The 16,036-nt window shown below is 69.8% G+C and carries 17 protein-coding genes; 6 read left to right on the plus strand and 11 right to left on the minus strand.

Features of this window, described 5'->3' with window-relative positions:
- Positions 1–91: 91 nt before the first annotated feature.
- Together ACFPZ3_RS44930 and ACFPZ3_RS44935 are read left to right on the plus strand one after the other, a co-directional pair.
- Complete coding sequence (locus ACFPZ3_RS44930) at positions 92–2,038, plus strand: PASTA domain-containing protein (RefSeq protein WP_379520521.1); 1,947 nt, start codon at positions 92–94, stop codon at positions 2,036–2,038.
- A gap of 38 nt (positions 2,039–2,076) precedes the next feature.
- Complete coding sequence (locus ACFPZ3_RS44935) at positions 2,077–2,274, plus strand: DUF6203 family protein (protein WP_379520522.1); 198 nt, start codon at positions 2,077–2,079, stop codon at positions 2,272–2,274.
- 144 nt (positions 2,275–2,418) lie between these two features.
- Here the strand turns inward: ACFPZ3_RS44935 and ACFPZ3_RS44940 are convergent, their stop codons facing one another.
- The 4 genes from ACFPZ3_RS44940 to ACFPZ3_RS44955 all read right to left on the minus strand — a co-directional run bounded on the left by ACFPZ3_RS44940 (position 2,419) and on the right by ACFPZ3_RS44955 (position 7,310).
- On the minus strand, positions 2,419–3,090 hold the full coding sequence (locus ACFPZ3_RS44940) for a DUF4276 family protein (RefSeq protein WP_379520523.1): 672 nt from the start codon (positions 3,088–3,090) through the stop codon (positions 2,419–2,421).
- A gap of 5 nt (positions 3,091–3,095) precedes the next feature.
- Positions 3,096–4,181 carry an AAA family ATPase gene (locus tag ACFPZ3_RS44945; RefSeq protein WP_379520524.1) on the minus strand — a complete coding sequence of 362 codons (1,086 nt, stop codon included), beginning with the start codon at positions 4,179–4,181 and terminating at the stop codon, positions 3,096–3,098.
- Between the two features lie 495 nt (positions 4,182–4,676).
- A complete protein-coding gene (locus tag ACFPZ3_RS44950; protein ID WP_379520525.1) occupies positions 4,677–6,692 on the minus strand; it encodes a hypothetical protein in 2,016 nt (671 codons plus the stop codon).
- A gap of 93 nt (positions 6,693–6,785) precedes the next feature.
- The gene (locus ACFPZ3_RS44955) at positions 6,786–7,310 is read right to left on the minus strand and encodes a TetR/AcrR family transcriptional regulator (protein WP_379520526.1); all 525 of its coding nucleotides are present in this window, start codon (positions 7,308–7,310) and stop codon (positions 6,786–6,788) included.
- A gap of 99 nt (positions 7,311–7,409) precedes the next feature.
- Here ACFPZ3_RS44955 and ACFPZ3_RS44960 point away from each other — a divergent pair, with 99 nt between their 5' ends.
- Complete coding sequence (locus ACFPZ3_RS44960; protein ID WP_379520527.1) at positions 7,410–9,623, plus strand: MMPL family transporter; 2,214 nt, start codon at positions 7,410–7,412, stop codon at positions 9,621–9,623.
- Between the two features lies 1 nt (position 9,624).
- Here the strand turns inward: ACFPZ3_RS44960 and ACFPZ3_RS44965 are convergent, their stop codons facing one another.
- The gene (locus ACFPZ3_RS44965; protein ID WP_379520528.1) at positions 9,625–10,269 is read right to left on the minus strand and encodes a LuxR C-terminal-related transcriptional regulator; all 645 of its coding nucleotides are present in this window, start codon (positions 10,267–10,269) and stop codon (positions 9,625–9,627) included.
- Between the two features lie 157 nt (positions 10,270–10,426).
- On the opposite strand from ACFPZ3_RS44965, the gene ACFPZ3_RS44970 reads away from it, so the two are divergent.
- Positions 10,427–11,869 carry an alpha/beta fold hydrolase gene (locus tag ACFPZ3_RS44970; RefSeq protein WP_379520529.1) on the plus strand — a complete coding sequence of 481 codons (1,443 nt, stop codon included), beginning with the start codon at positions 10,427–10,429 and terminating at the stop codon, positions 11,867–11,869.
- Positions 11,870–11,876: 7 nt separating this feature from the next.
- Here the strand turns inward: ACFPZ3_RS44970 and ACFPZ3_RS44975 are convergent, their stop codons facing one another.
- Genes ACFPZ3_RS44975 through ACFPZ3_RS45000 form a run of 6 tightly spaced genes read right to left on the minus strand, consistent with a single transcriptional unit; the run spans position 11,877 to position 15,080 of the window.
- Positions 11,877–12,281 carry an effector-associated constant component EACC1 gene (locus ACFPZ3_RS44975; RefSeq protein ID WP_379520530.1) on the minus strand — a complete coding sequence of 135 codons (405 nt, stop codon included), beginning with the start codon at positions 12,279–12,281 and terminating at the stop codon, positions 11,877–11,879.
- Positions 12,282–12,333: 52 nt separating this feature from the next.
- Positions 12,334–12,639: a hypothetical protein gene (locus ACFPZ3_RS44980; RefSeq protein ID WP_379520531.1), complete on the minus strand. Its 306-nt coding sequence runs from the start codon at positions 12,637–12,639 to the stop codon at positions 12,334–12,336.
- A gap of 12 nt (positions 12,640–12,651) precedes the next feature.
- Complete coding sequence (locus ACFPZ3_RS44985; RefSeq protein WP_379520532.1) at positions 12,652–12,966, minus strand: hypothetical protein; 315 nt, start codon at positions 12,964–12,966, stop codon at positions 12,652–12,654.
- A gap of 50 nt (positions 12,967–13,016) precedes the next feature.
- Positions 13,017–13,658 carry an ArsR/SmtB family transcription factor gene (locus ACFPZ3_RS44990; RefSeq protein ID WP_379520533.1) on the minus strand — a complete coding sequence of 214 codons (642 nt, stop codon included), beginning with the start codon at positions 13,656–13,658 and terminating at the stop codon, positions 13,017–13,019.
- Entirely contained in the window at positions 13,658–14,149 is a 492-nt protein-coding gene (locus ACFPZ3_RS44995) for a cupin domain-containing protein (protein ID WP_379520534.1), read from the minus strand. The genes ACFPZ3_RS44990 and ACFPZ3_RS44995 overlap by 1 nt, the downstream gene beginning before the upstream one ends.
- 31 nt (positions 14,150–14,180) lie before the next feature.
- Positions 14,181–15,080, minus strand: a complete 900-nt coding sequence (locus ACFPZ3_RS45000; RefSeq protein WP_379520535.1) for an LLM class flavin-dependent oxidoreductase — start codon at positions 15,078–15,080, stop codon at positions 14,181–14,183.
- Between the two features lie 149 nt (positions 15,081–15,229).
- Between ACFPZ3_RS45000 and ACFPZ3_RS45005 the strand changes: the two genes are divergently transcribed.
- Both ACFPZ3_RS45005 and ACFPZ3_RS45010 read left to right on the plus strand, forming a co-directional pair.
- The gene (locus tag ACFPZ3_RS45005; RefSeq protein ID WP_379520536.1) at positions 15,230–15,451 is read left to right on the plus strand and encodes a hypothetical protein; all 222 of its coding nucleotides are present in this window, start codon (positions 15,230–15,232) and stop codon (positions 15,449–15,451) included.
- A gap of 132 nt (positions 15,452–15,583) precedes the next feature.
- Positions 15,584–16,021, plus strand: coding sequence for a VOC family protein (locus ACFPZ3_RS45010; RefSeq protein WP_379520537.1), 438 nt, complete (start codon positions 15,584–15,586; stop codon positions 16,019–16,021).
- Positions 16,022–16,036 lie beyond the last annotated feature (15 nt).

The raw sequence follows: 16,036 nt of genomic DNA on the forward strand, positions 1-16,036 counted from the left end.
GCCGCGATTGCGCTGAGCACGGTTGACTGATCGCGGCCGGTTGCTTTCAGTAGAGAGCAGTAAAGGGGTGGCGGCTGAGGGGAGGCGCCCCGTGCCAACGGCGCAGCCGCTCAGAACGGGGGACCCGCAGCAACTCGGGGAGTACGCACTTTCCGGGCGCCTGGGTGAGGGTGGTCAAGGTGCTGTGTTCCTCGGTTCTCGGAGCGGGGAGAGCTACGCGGTCAAGCTGCTGCATGGGCCCGTGGGGGATGAGCGGGCGGCGTTCCTGCGGGAGGTGGAGCTGGCCAAGCATGTGGCTCGGTTCTGTACGGCGCAGGTGATCGACGCCGGGTTCGACCTTGGGCGCCCGTTCATCGTGAGCGAATACGTGGACGGGCCCTCACTCCAGCGTGAGGTCGCGCTCACCGGGCCCCGGCGGGGCGGAGGGCTGGAGCGGCTGGCGGTCAGCACGGCGACGGCGCTGGTGGCGATTCACCGCGCGGGGATCGTCCACCGCGACTTCAAGCCGCAGAACGTGCTGCTCGGCTCGGACGGGCCGCGCGTGATCGACTTCGGCCTTGCCAAGGCGCTGGACGCGGCGGCCACGGTGAGCGGGCGAGGGGTGGGGACGCCCGCGTACATGGCTCCCGAGCAGATCACCGCCGAGGCCGTCACGGGGGCGGCGGACGTGTTCTCGTGGGGCGCGACGATGTGCTTCGCCGCCAACGCCTCCGCGCCCTTCGGCCAGGACTCGGTCGCACCGGTGCTCCACCGCATCCTGACCGCCCAGCCGGAGCTGGGGCGCTTGGACGGGCGGTTGCGGACGCTGGTCGACGCCTGCCTGGACAAGGATGCTCGAAACCGGCCCAGCAGCCGGGAGTTGCTGTTCGAGCTGCTGGGGGAGTCGACCGACGAGCTGCCGTCCGATGTGCTGCGCTCGCCCCCGCCGCACATCCTGCCTGTTCCGGAGCCGCGCTCACCATCGTCATCGGATCCGGCCCCGATGGCTTCGCCCGAGGCGACGGGCGCGTCCGGCGGGTACGTCCTGTCCGGGTTAGAGGGCTTAGCCGGACCTGAGAGCGTCCGCATGGGCCCCGGCCCCGTCAGCGCCGGTAGCGGTGAGGACCGGTCTCAGCAGCCCAGAAGGGTTTGGCCCAGGGCGGCGATCGCCGTCTGCGCCGCCCTGTTCGTGACGGCCGCCGTACTCCTCACCTTGATCATCCCCTCGATGAACAAGTCCGAGTCCCTGGCAGCCCCCCAGGCCGCCGGCCCCTCCCTCCCACCGAACTCCTCCCCGTCCGCCGCCTCCGAACCCCAGAAGCAGAAAGCCACCCCTGCCAAGCCCCAGGACAGTCACGGCCCCCGCGAACCCACCACCAACCCACCAGTGATCCGCCCACCGATCACGGTCGCGATCCCACCCCTGGCAGGCATGGACAAGGGCGCGGCCGGCAAGGCGATCAAGCAGGCCGGTCTGCTCCTGGGTCCGGTCACCAAGGTCGACTCCCCCTTGAAGGTCGGCCAGGTCCTGACCAGCAAGCCCGCCTCCGGCACAGTCGTCAACCGGGGCGCCACGGTGACCCTGCAGGTGTCGGCGGGCTTGCCCGTACCCTCGCTGAGGGGTCTGCAACGCAAGGCCGCCGAGACGACACTGACCAACGCGGGCCTCAAGGTCGGCGCCGTCACCCGTACCTGCTCCCAGGAGCCCGCCGGCCGCGTGCTCTCCTCCCAACCCGGCGCGGGCAGTCGCCTCCCCGGAGGCGCCCCGGTCTCCCTCACGCTCTCCCGCAACGGCGCCCCGGTCCCGTCGGTCGTCGGCCGTCCCCGCGATGGGGCACGCGACGCCCTGACAGCGGCCGGCTTCACCGTACGAACGAGCGACCAGGTCGTGGACGACGAATCCCGAGTGGGCCTCGTCCTGTCCCAGAGCGTTCAACCCGGCTCCTGCACCAAGCCCGGCACCCAGATCGCGCTCACGGTCGGCGTAGCGGGCCAATCCGGACCTGACCCCCACGAGGAGCCCACAGAAACCCCCAGCGGCTCGGTCTCCGGCGACTGAGATGCGTGTTCTGCCTGTTCAGGGGCAGTTGTGGTCCCATGATGAAGTTGCTCAAGCTCTTGGTGGCGCGGCGGTTGGCGGTCTCGCCGATGGGCCTGGTCGTCTTGGGGCTCGGCTGGTTCCTGGCCCGGCGACGTAAACGGCAACTGGTCGAACGCGAGGGCGGGCGGGCCGCACATGAGAGCGGGCGGGCCGGCCCGAAGCGCGAGCGGATGGTGCGGGCCGGACGGCATTGACCACCGTTTGGCCGCCCTCGCTATCGAGCCCGGCCATCAAGCAGAGCAGCCCACAGCTCTCTCACCGCAGCGGTGCGAAGCCATGGGCTCTCGCTGACGCGGTCGCCGTTGTGGTAGAACCACAGCACCCAGATCCGGTTCGTGTCAGGGTTCTTGCTTGAGCGCGGTAGCCACCGCAGAGAACCAGGCGGCCGCGTGAGGGCAGGCATTCCTGATGGTGTCGATGCCGATCTCAGCTATGACGAGTGGGCCGTCGGAGGTCTTGCGGTACCGCGGATACAGACGCAGCAGACGCTTGGAGGGGGCTGTGCTGACCCCGTCGTTGACCAGTTCGGCACCCTGGGCTTGCGCCACGATCGCTTGGACGGCCCGGGCAAGTGTGTCATCGCCGGTGAGCTCGCCGAGTGCCTCGTGGCCCAGCAGGACCCACGCCTCCAACTCGTGGAGTACCAGGTGAGGTAGGAAGCGAGAATCGCCGATGGTGTCGGCCATAGCACGCTCGACGTGAGTCACACGGTCATGCGGCGAACCCGAGGGGCGTGTCGCCATGCCGGGCGCGTCGGTAGGGAGCCCGTAGTAGTCCAGCATGGTCGTCAGGACGGTGATGGAGGAATCGCCCAGAAGTAGGCGGATCTCTGAGACGAGTTTGCCCCACGTGGACAGACCTCCCCTGTAGGAAGGGCCACCTGCGGGACGTTTGGTGGTGAAGATGGACCAAGTGACGTAGAGGTCGGAGCTGAGCAGGTAGGGCTCGATGACTTCGCGTACCACGGTCTCCTCGGTCTGGCCCTCACACAGAATGTGCAGTCGGCGCATTCCCGTCACCGCGGCTCGGCCTGCGGCCTGCCACCGAGCAGATTCTTCTCCCACAACTCACCCAAGGAGTACTCCGCCAGCCAGTCGGACAACCCTTCGGGGGCGAGGCGATTGAAGGCCGACGCTCCGCCGGCGCGCTCGACGACGATGAGATCGTCCACCTCGAACTGGTTCATGAGCGTCACCGACTGGGTGGCGATGAGGACCTGGCTGGCGCTGCTCGCGGCGCGCAGCATGTCGGCCAGTTGGACGATGGCATACGGGTGCAGACCGAGCTCCGGTTCGTCCAGCACGACGAGGTTCGGAAGGTCGGGCAGGCTCAGCAATGTAGTGAGGCAGATGAAACGGAGCGTTCCGTCCGACAGCGCGTCGGCAGGGAAGACGACGTCCGAGCCCTCTTGTTGCCACCGCAGTCGGAGCCGGCCATTCTCCTCGATGAGCACGAAGTCCCTGAAGAACGGCGCGACCTGCTGGATGGTTCGGACGATCCTCCTGTATGCGGCGTGGTCCTCCCGCTGAAGGCGAAGCAGGATGGCGGCCAGATTTCGGGCATCAGGGTGCAGCGCGATGTTGTCGGAGGCGAACCCTGTCTGTTTGACCGGGGCGTTCACGCTGGTGTCGTGGAAATGGAAGACGCGACAGCCTCGCAGCGTGTCGACTACATGTTCGGCGACGGACGACAAGCCTGACTCATCGATCTCATCCAAGAGGCGGGTCTCCCGATGTCCCCGTCCCAGGACATGTCCTTCGCCATGCAACTCGATAGCTTCAGTGCCGAAGATCAGCTCGTCGCGAGCCGCCGGAATGAGCTCGGCACGATATTCGTCGGTCGCGAATTCCAGGCGCAGGGAGATCTCTGGGATGCTCTCACTTCCACGATAGAGCAGGGCGGAGGCCCCACCCGCCTGGCCTACGAACAGGTTGAGCTCTTCGTCGACAATCCGGCCGAGCAGGGCAAGGGCAGAGATGAAGTTGCTCTTGCCCGCACCGTTGGCGCCGATCAGAACATTGAGATCACGCAACTCCACCTCGGCGGAGCGGATCGAGGTGTATCCCCTGATCCTGATCGACTGCAACCTCTGCGGCGCCATGCGCCCAGCTTAGAGTGACTTACCCAGGCGGCGCGTCCACCCTCCTGCAGTCGGAGAGTGAACACACCACTTCCGCGACGTCACCTACCGCGAGGCCGCCTCCCGCGTCCGGACCGGCACCGCACCACGGATCATGGTCAGGCTGCGCAACCTGGCAGCCAGCGGCCTCGGCTGCCTGGTCGGCTGGATGTGCTGTGCCCCAGCCCACTCAGCCACCTGCGGAGCAGGGACTCCGGCGTTGAGCCACATGGACACGCGGGGATATTGCTCTAAGTGTGGAAACGCTCACGAATGGTCGCTCCGGCGAGCGAAGCGAACGGGTTTTCGGGGTGGTCCCAACGATCCAGCCGCTGAATGGGGCCCGGGGGCGGGCGTTTGAGGGCGAGCGGCCTTTTCGGGGGTTCGAAAGGGGGCGGCAGCTTTCTTGGGAGGGGTTGTCTGGAATCCCGTGGCGCGTAGCGTCCCCTTGTGGAAGGCCTTGCAGTTCCCCGGGCGTTAGCGGCGTTTTTTGCCCTTGCCCTTGGGGCGGCCGCGGGAGCCTGGGGAGGGGCTGGGGACGAGGCGGAGGTGGGTTCGGGCGGCGCGTAGGGGTTCGGCGACCAGTTCGCGCATGTCCGCCAAGCCCTCCACGTCATGGTGCCCCGACGACAACACCGACTGGACGAACTCGTACGCGTCCGGCCCAGCCATGGCCTTGAGCTGCTCGATGAGCGATTCCGGCCCCCCGAGTTCGAGCAACGTCAGGAAGTTCTCGGCCCCCAGGAGCAGATGTTCCCGCTGCCCCAACGCCCCAGGATCGATCTCCCCAGAGTCCATGAGCAGGCTCAGCGCGGCGGGCCCGAGGATGGGGTCGTGGCGGAGGTCGCGGATGAGGGTGTGGCCCTCGGGGAGGGCTTCGGCCAGGACGTTGAGCATGGCGGCGGCCCTGGTGCGGAAGGGGCAGTCGCGGATGGCCCGCAGGAGTGACTCGATGTCCTGGCCCGGGTGGGAGAGCCAGCCGTTCAGCTCCGTGGCGGCCTCTGGGGGCGGGTAGTGCTGGGTGAGCATGCCCAGAAGTTCGGCGGGTGCGGCGGCGGCCAGCTCGCCCACCAGAGGCGCGTCGCGGCCCTCTGACAGGAGGCGGTTTCGTACGGCGCGCAGGCCGAGCGGGGTGAGGCGGGCCTGGAGGAGGTCGGGCTCCTGGAGGCGGGCGCGGAGGCGGTCCACCGCGTCGGGGGGCAGGTGCTGGTCCTCGTGGTCCAGGTCGCTGGAGTAGAGGTCGTCCGCCGGGCCGCGGGTCAGTTCGACGGCGCCCAGGTCGACCAGGACCTCGAAGGCGCGTCGCAGGTCGCGGGCCGCCTGGCCGCGCCAGAGCTCCTGGATGTGCTCCTGCTGGTCGTCGACGACGAAGTATTCCTGGCAGGCCAGCCAGACGGTCTCCTCCAGGCGAACGAGCGGGATGTCGTCCATGCCGTACATCGTGTTGAGGACGTCCGGGAGGAGCTCGTCGAAGGCGTCGCCCAGGAGGGAGACGGGGCGCCAGGTCGCCACGGGGGTCGTGATCACGTCGCCCAGCTCGGGGAGCACCTCGAAGGCGCGGTTCCACAGGGCCTCGGGGTCGCGAAGGAGGGGGCCGGCCTTGGCCACCGCGACCACGCGGCCCTTGGCGACGCGGATCAGGCGGATCTCTTTTGCCCAGGCGAGCAGGAGGTTCAGGTGGGGGAGGTCGGCGGCGCTGCGGACCTGGTATTCGTCCTCGCCGGTGCCCAGCAGGGCCGACACGGCGCGGGCGTCGGCCAGGGAGAGGTTGCCGGCCTTGGTGAGGGGGTGGCCGTCCTTGCCCGCCCAGGTCGTCAGGGAGATGAGCTGTTGGACGATCTTGCTCTGGGTGGCCGCCTCGGAAAGGGCGGCAGGCGGGGGCAGGACGATGGGCGGCTGGGGGAAGGCGCGTTCCTCGTCGAGTACGTCCAGGCCCGTCTCCATGAAGCGGGCCTCCAGGAGGTTGTCGAGGACGTCCTGGTCGAAGCGGATGCGGCCGGCGTCCAGGTCCTGCTGGAAGGTCTCCAGCTCGCCGGGGGTGGCGAGGTCGATGCCGTGGTCGAGGGCCGTCTGCGCCCAGAATTTCGCAAGGCCCTGGCGGTTGGGGTCGTCGAGGGCCTTCTGGAAGTCGGCGGAGAGGCGGGCTATCGAGGCGTCGGCCTCGGCCGGGGTTTCGCCTCTTGGGTCGCGCAGGCCGGTGTCGTGCAGATAATCCAGGTAGGTGCGCAGGATCTCCGGGGTGATGTCGAGGATCTCCCTCGGAGCGACGACGTACTTCGGGATCCAGCCCAGAAGGAAGCGTCTGATCTGGGTTTCGTCCCAGTAGCCGAGGCGGCCGTCGCGGCTCTCGTGGCGGGCGTCCATGGCGGCGGTGATCAGCAGGTCGTCGGCGGGGCGGCCGTGCTCGTCCGCCCAGGTGAGACAGCGCCGGAGCAGCACTGCCTTCGCCGCCTCGAACTCCTCCGTCTCCTCGGGCTCGAACCAGGTACGCAAAGCGCGACCCTCCTGCTTGTCTCTAGTCCGGACTCCCAGTATTCCGGTTCATGGCCTGTTCATGGGGCCACTTTGGGCCTAGTAAGCGCGGGCCTAGTAGGCGCGGGCCGCTTCCAGCAGGACGGCGCGGACTTGTTCCTCCGGCAGATCCATCGTCTTGACCGCGCCCCACTGCAGCGCCCCGAGTAGCGCCCAGCTCTTGAGCCTGGTCTCCGGGGCCGGGTCGTCGCCTGCGAGCTTGGCGTAGATCTCGTCCCTGAACGTTCCGACCTGATCGCGTTCGGATCCGGGCGCGGTCGTGGCCTCGTCCGCCGCCAGGTCCTCCATGAACAGGCGGATCACCGAGCGGTAGCGCACCGCGAACTCCACCAGCGTCTCGACGAACGCCTCCCGGCTCGGGTACGAGGTGTCCAGCAGCGCCAGCATGTCGCCGGCCGCGGGGGACAGGAGCTCGGTGGCCAGGCGGTCCTTCGGGTGGAAGTGGTAGGCGACCGCGGTCTTGGTCAGGCCGACGGCGGCGGCGATGTCGGCCAGGGACGTGGCCGCGTAGCCGCGTTCGGCGAACAGTTCTCTGGCGGCGGCCAGGATCCGGCCGCGGGTGTCGTCGGCTGTGGTCATCGTCTCATTTCCCTGCGGGAGACAGCCTTCCGGATATATCCCGTCTTATCGTATGTCCTGTACGCCCGTACAGGACGGCCGTCGAGTGGGAGCTGAGCGATGACGCGGTTGCTGGGACGGCTGGGCGGCTGGTGCGCGCGGCACGGATGGATCGTGCTGGTGGCCTGGGTGGTCGTGGCGGCCGGGGTGATGGGGGCGAGCCTGGCCTTCCCCAGCCCGACCAGCAGCGACGCCAGCATTCCCGGCACCGACGCGCAGCGGGCGCACGACCTGATGAAGACGGGCTTCGGGTCCGGATACGGTACGGCGGGAACGGTGCAACTCCTGGTGTACTCCCCCGACGGGGCCCTCATCGAGGACGACCGCAAGAAGGCCGTCGAGACGTCGATGGACCGGTTGCGCACGATGCCGCACGTCAAGCAGGTGGACACCCCGTTCCGCAAGGGCGGCATCTCCTCCAACCTGCAGATCGGCCTCATCACGATCAAGCTGGAGGGCAACGACTCCGACCAGATCGCCGACACCACGCAAGAGTTGTCGAAGGCGGCGGATCCGGCGCGGGCCGCCGGTCTGGAGGTCGTGCCCGCGGATGCCTCCAACCCGGCCGACAAGGAGATCAAGACCGGGCCCAGCGAGATCATCGGGGTGGTCTGCGCGCTGCTGGTGCTGGTGTTCGCGTTCGGGACGCTGGTGGCCGCGATGATCCCGATCTTCGTCGCGCTCGTCAGCGTCGCCACGGGGCTCGGCGTGATCGGGTTGCTCGGATGGGTCGTGGACATGCCGAAGCAGGCCGGCATCATGGCCACGATGATCGGGCTCGGCGTGGGCATCGACTACGCGTTGTTCCTGCTGTCCCGCCATCGGCGGCTGCTGGCGGAGGGGGTGCCGGTGGCGGAGTCCGTACGGCGTACCGTGGCCAGCTCGGGCGGGGCCGTCGTCTTCGCGGGCGGCACGGTGATCATCGCGTTGAGCGCGCTGATGCTGGCCGGGTTCCCGCTGCTGGCCACGCTCGGCTGGGTCACCGGCATCTCGGTCGTGGCCGCCGTGCTCACCTCGGTCACGCTCGTACCGGCTCTGCTCGGGCTGCTCGGCCACCGCGTCAACGCGCTCAAGGTGCCCCTCCTGCGCGGCGGCGGGACCTCCGGCACCGGCTGGGCGGGGCTCGGCCGGTGGGTGGCGCGCCGTCCGTGGCAGGTGCTGCTGGCCAGCGCCCTCGTGCTCGGCGCGCTGGCCGCGCCCGCGCTGGCGCTGAAGCTGGGGGCGATCGACGAGGGGTACGGGGCCAAGGGGTCGGAGCCGCGCCGCGCGTACGAGCTGATGGCCACCGGCTTCGGCCCCGGCTTCAACGGGCCGCTGATCGTGGTCGCCGAGCTGCCCTCGAAGGTGGCCGGCGCCGAGGACCCCATCGTCGACAACCTCACCCGCGAGGTGGAGGACGTCGATGGGGTGAAGTATGTGGGCGATCCCAAGGTCAACACCTCCGGCCGCTCGGTGCTGCTGCAGGTCATCCCCGAGTACGCCCCCAGCGACGACCGCGCCGCCCAGGTCGTCAGGGACGTCAGGGCCATCTCCGTGCCCGGGGTCCAGATGCACGTCGGCGGCAAGGTCGCGGGCCTGACCGACGCCGGGGACCGCATGGCGGAGCGCACCCCGCTGGTCATCGGCGTCGTGGTGCTGCTGAGCGCGCTCCTGCTGCTGCTGGCCTTCCGCGCGCCCGTCGTCGCGATCAAGGCGGCGGTGATGAACCTGGTGTCGCTGGGTGCCGCGTTCGGGGCGCTGGCGCTGGTGTTCTCGATCGGACTGGGGACGGGGCTGGTGGGCATGGATCCGCCGGTCAACTCCTCGTACGTGCAGACGGTCTTCTTCTCGGTGCCCATCGAGAGTTACGTGCCGCTGATGTTGTTCGCGGTGCTGTTCGGGTTGTCGATGGACTACGAGGTGTTCCTGCTGACCGCGGTGCGGCAGTCGTACCTGCGGCACGGGCGCAACTCGCGTGCGGTGGCCGAGGGGCTCGGGTCCACGGGGCGGGTCATCACGTCCGCGGCGCTGATCATGGTGGCCGTGTTCACGGCGTTCGTCGCCTACCCGGACTCGATGGTCAAGACGTTCGGGGTGGGGCTGGCGGTGGCGGTCGCGGTGGACGCCACGATCATCCGCGGGTTCCTGGTGCCGGCCACGATGGTGTTGCTGGGGCGGCTCAACTGGTGGTGCCCGCGATGGCTGGATCGGATCCTGCCGAACCTGTCGGTGGAGGGGCACGAGGAGGACGAGCCCTCGGTGCGGCGCGAGGAGCCGGTCAAGGTGGGCGTGTAGGTCAGGCGCCCAGATAGCGCAGGACGGCCAGCACCCGGCGGTGGTCGCCGTCGGAGGGGGCCAGGCCGAGCTTGGTGAAGATCTGCGTCACGTGTTTCTCCACCGACCCGTACGACAGGAACAACGCCTCGGCGATGGCGCTGTTGGAGCGGCCCTGCGCCATCATGGCCAGCACCTCGCGCTCCCTGGGCGTCAGCAGGGACAGGGCGTCGGAGCGCCCGCTGGCGCCCATGATCTGGGTGACGACCTCGGGGTCGAGCACGGTCTCCCCGGCCGCGATCCGCTCCAGGGCGGTCAGGAAGTCGCGGATGTCGGCCACGCGCTCCTTCAGCAGATAGCCGACGCCGCGAGCCCCGCCGGCGAGGAGCTGGGCCGCGTACCGGGTCTCGATGTACTGGGAGAACATCAGCACGCCCAGGTCGGGGTGGTCGCGGCGGATCTGGATCGCGGCCCGCAGGCCCTCGTCGGTGTGGGAGGGCGGCATGCGGACGTCGACCACCGCCACGTCGGGGCGGTGCTCGGCCACGGCCGCCGCCAGCGCCTCGCCGTCGCCCACGGCGGCCGGCACCTCGTGGCCGCGCGAGGTCAGCAGCAGGCACAGGCCGTCGCGGAGCACCACGGCGTCCTCGGCGATCACGATGCGCATGCGTCCTCCGTGCACGAGCCGGCTGGTGACCACCGTAGGCCCTCGGGCAGGCCCCTGGGGGATGTCCGGAACCGATGTGGCGGAGATCCCCGTGGTGCGGGGCCGGGCGCGTGGCGGAAGGTGGGCCTGTGCCCACCTGCCGAACGGAGAAGACGCCATGCTAGGCAAGCTGACAGGGCCGGCCGCCGGACTGACGATGGTCGCGGCGCTGACGGGTCTGACGCCCCCGGCGGCGGCGCAGTCGGGGGTCGCCTGGCGGCCCTGCGCCGGTGAGGGACTGCCGGAGGGGATGGAGTGCGCGGCGATCAAGGTGCCCGTGGACTGGGCCAGGCCGCGGGGGCGGAAGGTCGAGCTGGAGCTGGCCAGGCTGCCGGTCGGCGAGCCCGGGCGCCGCATCGGCAGTGTGCTCGGGGTGCCCGGCGGGCCGGGAGCCGACGGCATCGAGGACCTCAAGCACGCGGCGGGCGACCTGACCGAGTTGCGCCGCCGCTTCGACCTCGTCGCCTACAAACCGCGCAACGCCGTCTGGCGCGAACGGATGCCGGCGTCGTGCGGCCGGCCCGCGCTGACGTTGTCGGAACCCCGCGACCGCAGGCAGTACGCCGCCCTGTCCGCGACGATGGCCAAGGGCTTCAAGGCGTGCCGGGACGACGACCGTACGGGCCTGTTCGCCCACCTCGACTCCCTCTCCGTGGCCAGGGACATGGACGCCGTCCGTCAGGCGCTGGGTGAGAAGCGGCTGAGCCTCATGGCCAACTCGTACGGGGGAGTGCCCGCGGCGGCGTACATCAGGCTGTTCCCGCAGCGAATCCGGGCCATGTACCTGGACGGGGTCGTCAACCAGACCGAGGGCTGGCCGACCACGAACCTGGTGGCGGCCGGCGGCATGGAGGCGGCGCTGACCCGGTTCGGTCGCTGGTGCGCGGAGACGCCCGCCTGCGCGCTGCACGGGCAGGACGCCGCGGAGGTGTGGCGCGAGCTCACCCGTGATGCCGACCGCGAGCCGATCCCCGTCACGTCCGAGCAGTTCGGCGAGGGTGAGCTGACGGGATGGCGGCTGCGGAGCTTCGGCTTCGTCCCGGATCCGGGCCAGGACGGCTCCCGGTGGCTGGCCTTCGCCGCGTCCGTGGACAAGGCACGGCGCGGGGACGGTTCGGGATTCGCCGAGTTCGTCCTCGGCAACGCGAACGTGTGGGCGATGCCGGGGGCGCTGGCGATGACCTGCGGCGACGAACGCGGCTACACCGGCTGGGACCAGCTGCGCGAGTATCGCCGGCAGTTCCGCGAGGTCGCGCCGAGCTTCGCGGGGGCCTCGTTCGACGCCCTGGGTTGTACGGGCTGGCCGGTGGAGGTGGCGAACCCGGCCCGTCCGCTGGACACGCGCGGGCTGCCGCCGATGCTGGGCGTCGGCACCCTGGAAGGGGACTTCCCGTGGACGGAGCGGTTCACCCAGATGGTGCCGGGGTCGGTCACCGTGGGCTATGACGGGCCGGGGCACGTCATGTACCTGTCGGGCAAGAAGTGCCCGATCGCGTACGCCACCGCGTATCTGACCGAGCTGCGGCTGCCCGCGCCCGGCACGGTCTGCCCGGCCGAATGACCGCGCCTCACCCGTCCTTGCCGCCGAGCTTGTCCTTGCCGTCGAGCCCGTCCTTGGCGTCGAGCAGGTGGGCGACGTGGTCGGTCAGGGCCTTGGCGGAGGCCGCGTCGAGGGCCTTGATGCCCTTGGCGGTCAGTTCCACCGAGTCCTCGCCGCGGCTGACCTTGACGCTCACCTCGCCGCGCCGCGTGCCCAGCCAGGCGACCAGCACCGTGGCCATCGTGGCGAACGCCCCTCCGGCGCCGAGCAGGAGTTGCAGCAGGTCGGGGGCCGTGCCGAGGGTGCCAGGCTCGGGCGGGGCTTCGATGATCCTGATGCGGCCGCGTAGTTCGGGCTCCTCCGACAACCACCCGTACAGGTCGCGTAGTTCGTCACCGCGGTTGTCGCCTTCGACGTTCAGCTGAACGGTCACGAGCAGGAATCTACCGCCGGATGCCCCTCCGGGGGAGGGGCATCCGGGACGGTCAGCCGATCGACCAGCCGATGTCCGTGCAGTCCTGGAGCGTGACCTCGCCGGGCAGCGCGGCCGTGCCGCCGCCCGTGCACCGGATCTTGAGCGGGACCTTCTGGGCGACCCCGATCGCAGTGCCGGAGAAGGGGCCGTTGGTGACGGCGCCGGGCGTGGCGTGGCAGTTGCCGAACAGCACCGCCACGCCGGGGTCGCCGCGCACGGTGTCGCAGGTGTAGGTCGGCACGGAGGCCGCGTGGGCCGCGTGGGCCGGGGACAGGCCGCCCATGACGAGGAGGGCGGCGGGGACGAGGTGGAGCATGGGGAACCTCCGTCAGTCCGGGTCGGCGAGGTTGCAGGCGGGGACCCAGCCGACGACGCCGGTGGTGGCGTTGCGGCCGTGGTGCCACAGGGTGCTCTCGAAGTTGTCGCACCGGTAGAGCCCGTGCTCCTCCGACCGATCCGACTCGAAACCCTGCCCGGCGAAGCCGAGACCGTTGCGGCCCGACCCGCCCCGTGGCTCGCTCCAGATGATCACGCCTTGGGCGCCGAAGTCGTACAGGCGCCTGGCCTGCGCGGTTTCGGCGGGGATCAGGGCGCCCAGCGTCAGCGCCGTGAGCAGGCCGGCCATGGTGGCTCGTTTGTGCACCGTGCCTCCCTCTGTGAATCTCCTGTTGCTCACAGTAATGGCACGGTCACTCAAGGTTCTAGTGGTTTTTCCCCGCGTCGCCAGCCCAGGTAGCCGCCGTCCAGCGGGCGGGCGTCGTAGCCGCGGGCGCGCAGCAGGCGTACCGCGTCGGGGGAGACCACGCAGTACGGCCCGCCGCAGTACGCCACGATCTCCGCCTCCCTCGGCAGGCCCTCCAGCCGGCCCGGCAGCTCCGCCATCGGCACCGAGATCGCCCCCGGCAGGTGGCCCGCGGCATAGTCGGCCGCCGAGCGCACGTCCACGACCACCGTGCCGGGATCCGCCAGCCGGTCCGCCAGCTCGTCCGCGGTCACGCCCTCCAGGGAGCCCAGCCGCGACCGTACGGCCTCGCGCAGGTCGGCCAGCCGGCCGTCCGCGAACGCCTGGAACTCGCCGAGGAAACGCGAGACCCCCTCGTCGGCCAGCCGGTAGTAGACCCGCGTGCCCGCCCTGCGACTGGTCACCAGGTGGGCGGCGCGCAGCTGCTGGAGCTGGGCCGAGGTGTTCTTGAGCGGGATCTCCGCCGCCTGCGCCAGCTCCTCGACCGTGCGCTCGCGCTGGTCGAGCACGTCCAGCAGGCGCAGCCGCACCGGGCTGGCCAGGGCCTTTCCGATGCGGGCGAGCTGCGCGTAGATCGGCTCTTCCGGGAACATCAGACCATGTACTGGTCGTGGCGCAGGTACACGTCGGTCCATTCCTCAGGGGTGAGCTGCCGGCCGCTCTCGGCGATCTCCGCCAGCTCCTCGAAATATCTCTCCCTCGGGGCGCCCGGCGTGAACAGGATCAGCATCGTCGCCGGTTCGCCCGACTCGTTCCTGAAGGCGTGCACGCCGCCCTCGGGCAGGAACAGGAAGTCGCCCGGCCTGCCGTCGGCCCACTTCTCGCCGTTGTAGAGCCTGATCGTGCCGGACAACACGTGGAACGCCTCGGTCATGGTGCGGTGGAAGTGCGGCCCGGGCCCGCCCGGCTTCGGGCCCATCTCCCACCTGTACAGCCCGTACGCGCCGTTCGTGGAGGCGCCCGTGGCCAGGTAGTGCACCTTCGTGTTGGTGCCGATCAACAGGTCGGGCTCCTCGCCGGTCAGGTGGAACGTGCCGCTGTGCTCGCCGTTCTCGGCGAGGTAGCGGGGCTCGGGGTACGACATTCCGCCTCCTCTTCCAGAGTTCTAAGGAACCTTAGAATAGCTCGGGAAGCACCTCGGCGGCCAGTAGTTCGAGCTGCTCGGGTTCGTCGGCCATCGGATCCAGCAGGACCAGGCCGGCACCCGCCTCGATCACCTCGCGCAGCCCGTTCACGCATTCCTCGGGAGAGCCGGTGACGGCCACGTCGGCGCTGCCGTACATGCGCCGGAGCTGCTCCTCGATCCGGCCCTGCGCGCCGACGGAGACATAGACGCGCTTGGCGACCCCGAAGCTCGCCGGGTCGCGCCCGGCCTGCTCCAGCTCCTCCCGCAGCGTGCGCACCTGCTCCGCGAACGCCGCCGTGGTCGCCCCGCCCGCGCCGATGAAGCCGTCGCCGTAGCGGACCGCGCGCGCGATCGCGGCGGGCTTGTGGCCGCCGATCCAGATCGGCGGATGCGGCTTCTGGAACGTCTTGGGCTCCATGGTCGCCTCCACCTGATAGAACCGCCCATCGAAGGTGATCTTGGGATCCCGCCAGCACGCCTTCATCAGCTCGATCCCCTCGGTGAACCGGCTCACCACTCCCTCGGCCGGCACGCCGAACGGCGCGAGCCCCTCCCTGGCGCCGAGCCCGAACCCCACCTCCAGCCGGCCCCGGCTGAGCTGGTCGAGGGTGCTGAGGCTCTTGGCCAGGTGCAGCGGGTTACGCAGGACGCTGACGAACACGGCGCAGCCGATGCGCAGGCGCTGGGTGCAGGCGGCGGCGTACGTCATGATCTCGACGGGGCCGAGCGCGGGGATCGGGGAGAGCGTGCCCTCGCGGGTCCAGACGCTGTGGAAGCCCAGGTCCTCGACGCGGCGCACGTAGGCGCGGAAGGCGTCGGGGTCGAAGGCGCCGTCCGGGACCTGCTGGGGGAGGGACATGGCGAACCTGGTGTTCGTGGAATCTGTCATGCTCCACCGAATAGCCCTGTTCAGGGGGCGCGTCCAGTCTCGCGCGCCGCTTCAAGCGGCGTGTCCGCGAACGTGCTCGCCGTACCGGGGAGTCCTACACCGCTGCCCTGCGGCACCTGCGGCGCATCGAAGCCAAGGAGTGGCACGTCGTGCAGTGGCAACGTTTCGACCAGCCGGGTTACGGCTGCAGCATCGAGGTTCCGCAGGGGTGGGACGAGCGTCCGCCGAACCTGAGGAACTTCGTCGTCAGGGACGATGTGCATTTCGTTCTGGGGTGCGGGACTTCGGTTCCTGAGGAGGATCGGGAGTTGTTCGCGGGGATCGTGGAACGGTTCGAGATCTGGGCGGAGGACGAGCGGCCGGAGGCGTAAGGTCCGGGTGCCCGTGGGAATTCATCGCCCGTGCGGTGACATCTGCATCTGTTCGCCGGCGTGCCCAGGGGGACAAGGTGGAGGCCATCCGCGGCGGCAGCCGAGCGCCGCATGGACTCAGGAGGTAGCCGGATGACCATCCGACGGCTGGAGAACGTGGGCATCGTCTTTGACGATCTCGCCGCCGCGATCGAGTTCTTCGTCGAGCTCGGACTCGAGTTGGAGGGCGAGGGTCCGGTCGAGGGACGTTGGGCGGACCGCGTCGTCGGGCTCGACGGCATGCGCCTCGACGTCGCCATGATGCGGACTCCGGACGGCCACGGCCGGCTTGAGCTGATGAGATTCCACACGCCGAAGGCGGTCGGCGCCGAGCCGGACGCACCGGTGAACACGCTGGGCATTCGTCGCATCCTGTTCGCCGTCGAAGACATCGACGCCGTCGTCGCCGGTCTGCGAGCCCGGGGCACGGAACTCATGGGCGAGGTGGTGCAGTATGAGGACAGCTATCGGATGTGCTACGTCCGCGGCCCCGAGGGGATCATCGTCGCGCTGGCCGAGCAGCTCAACTGACGGTCCCTTGTAGCC

The organism is Nonomuraea insulae (assembly GCF_042656245.1).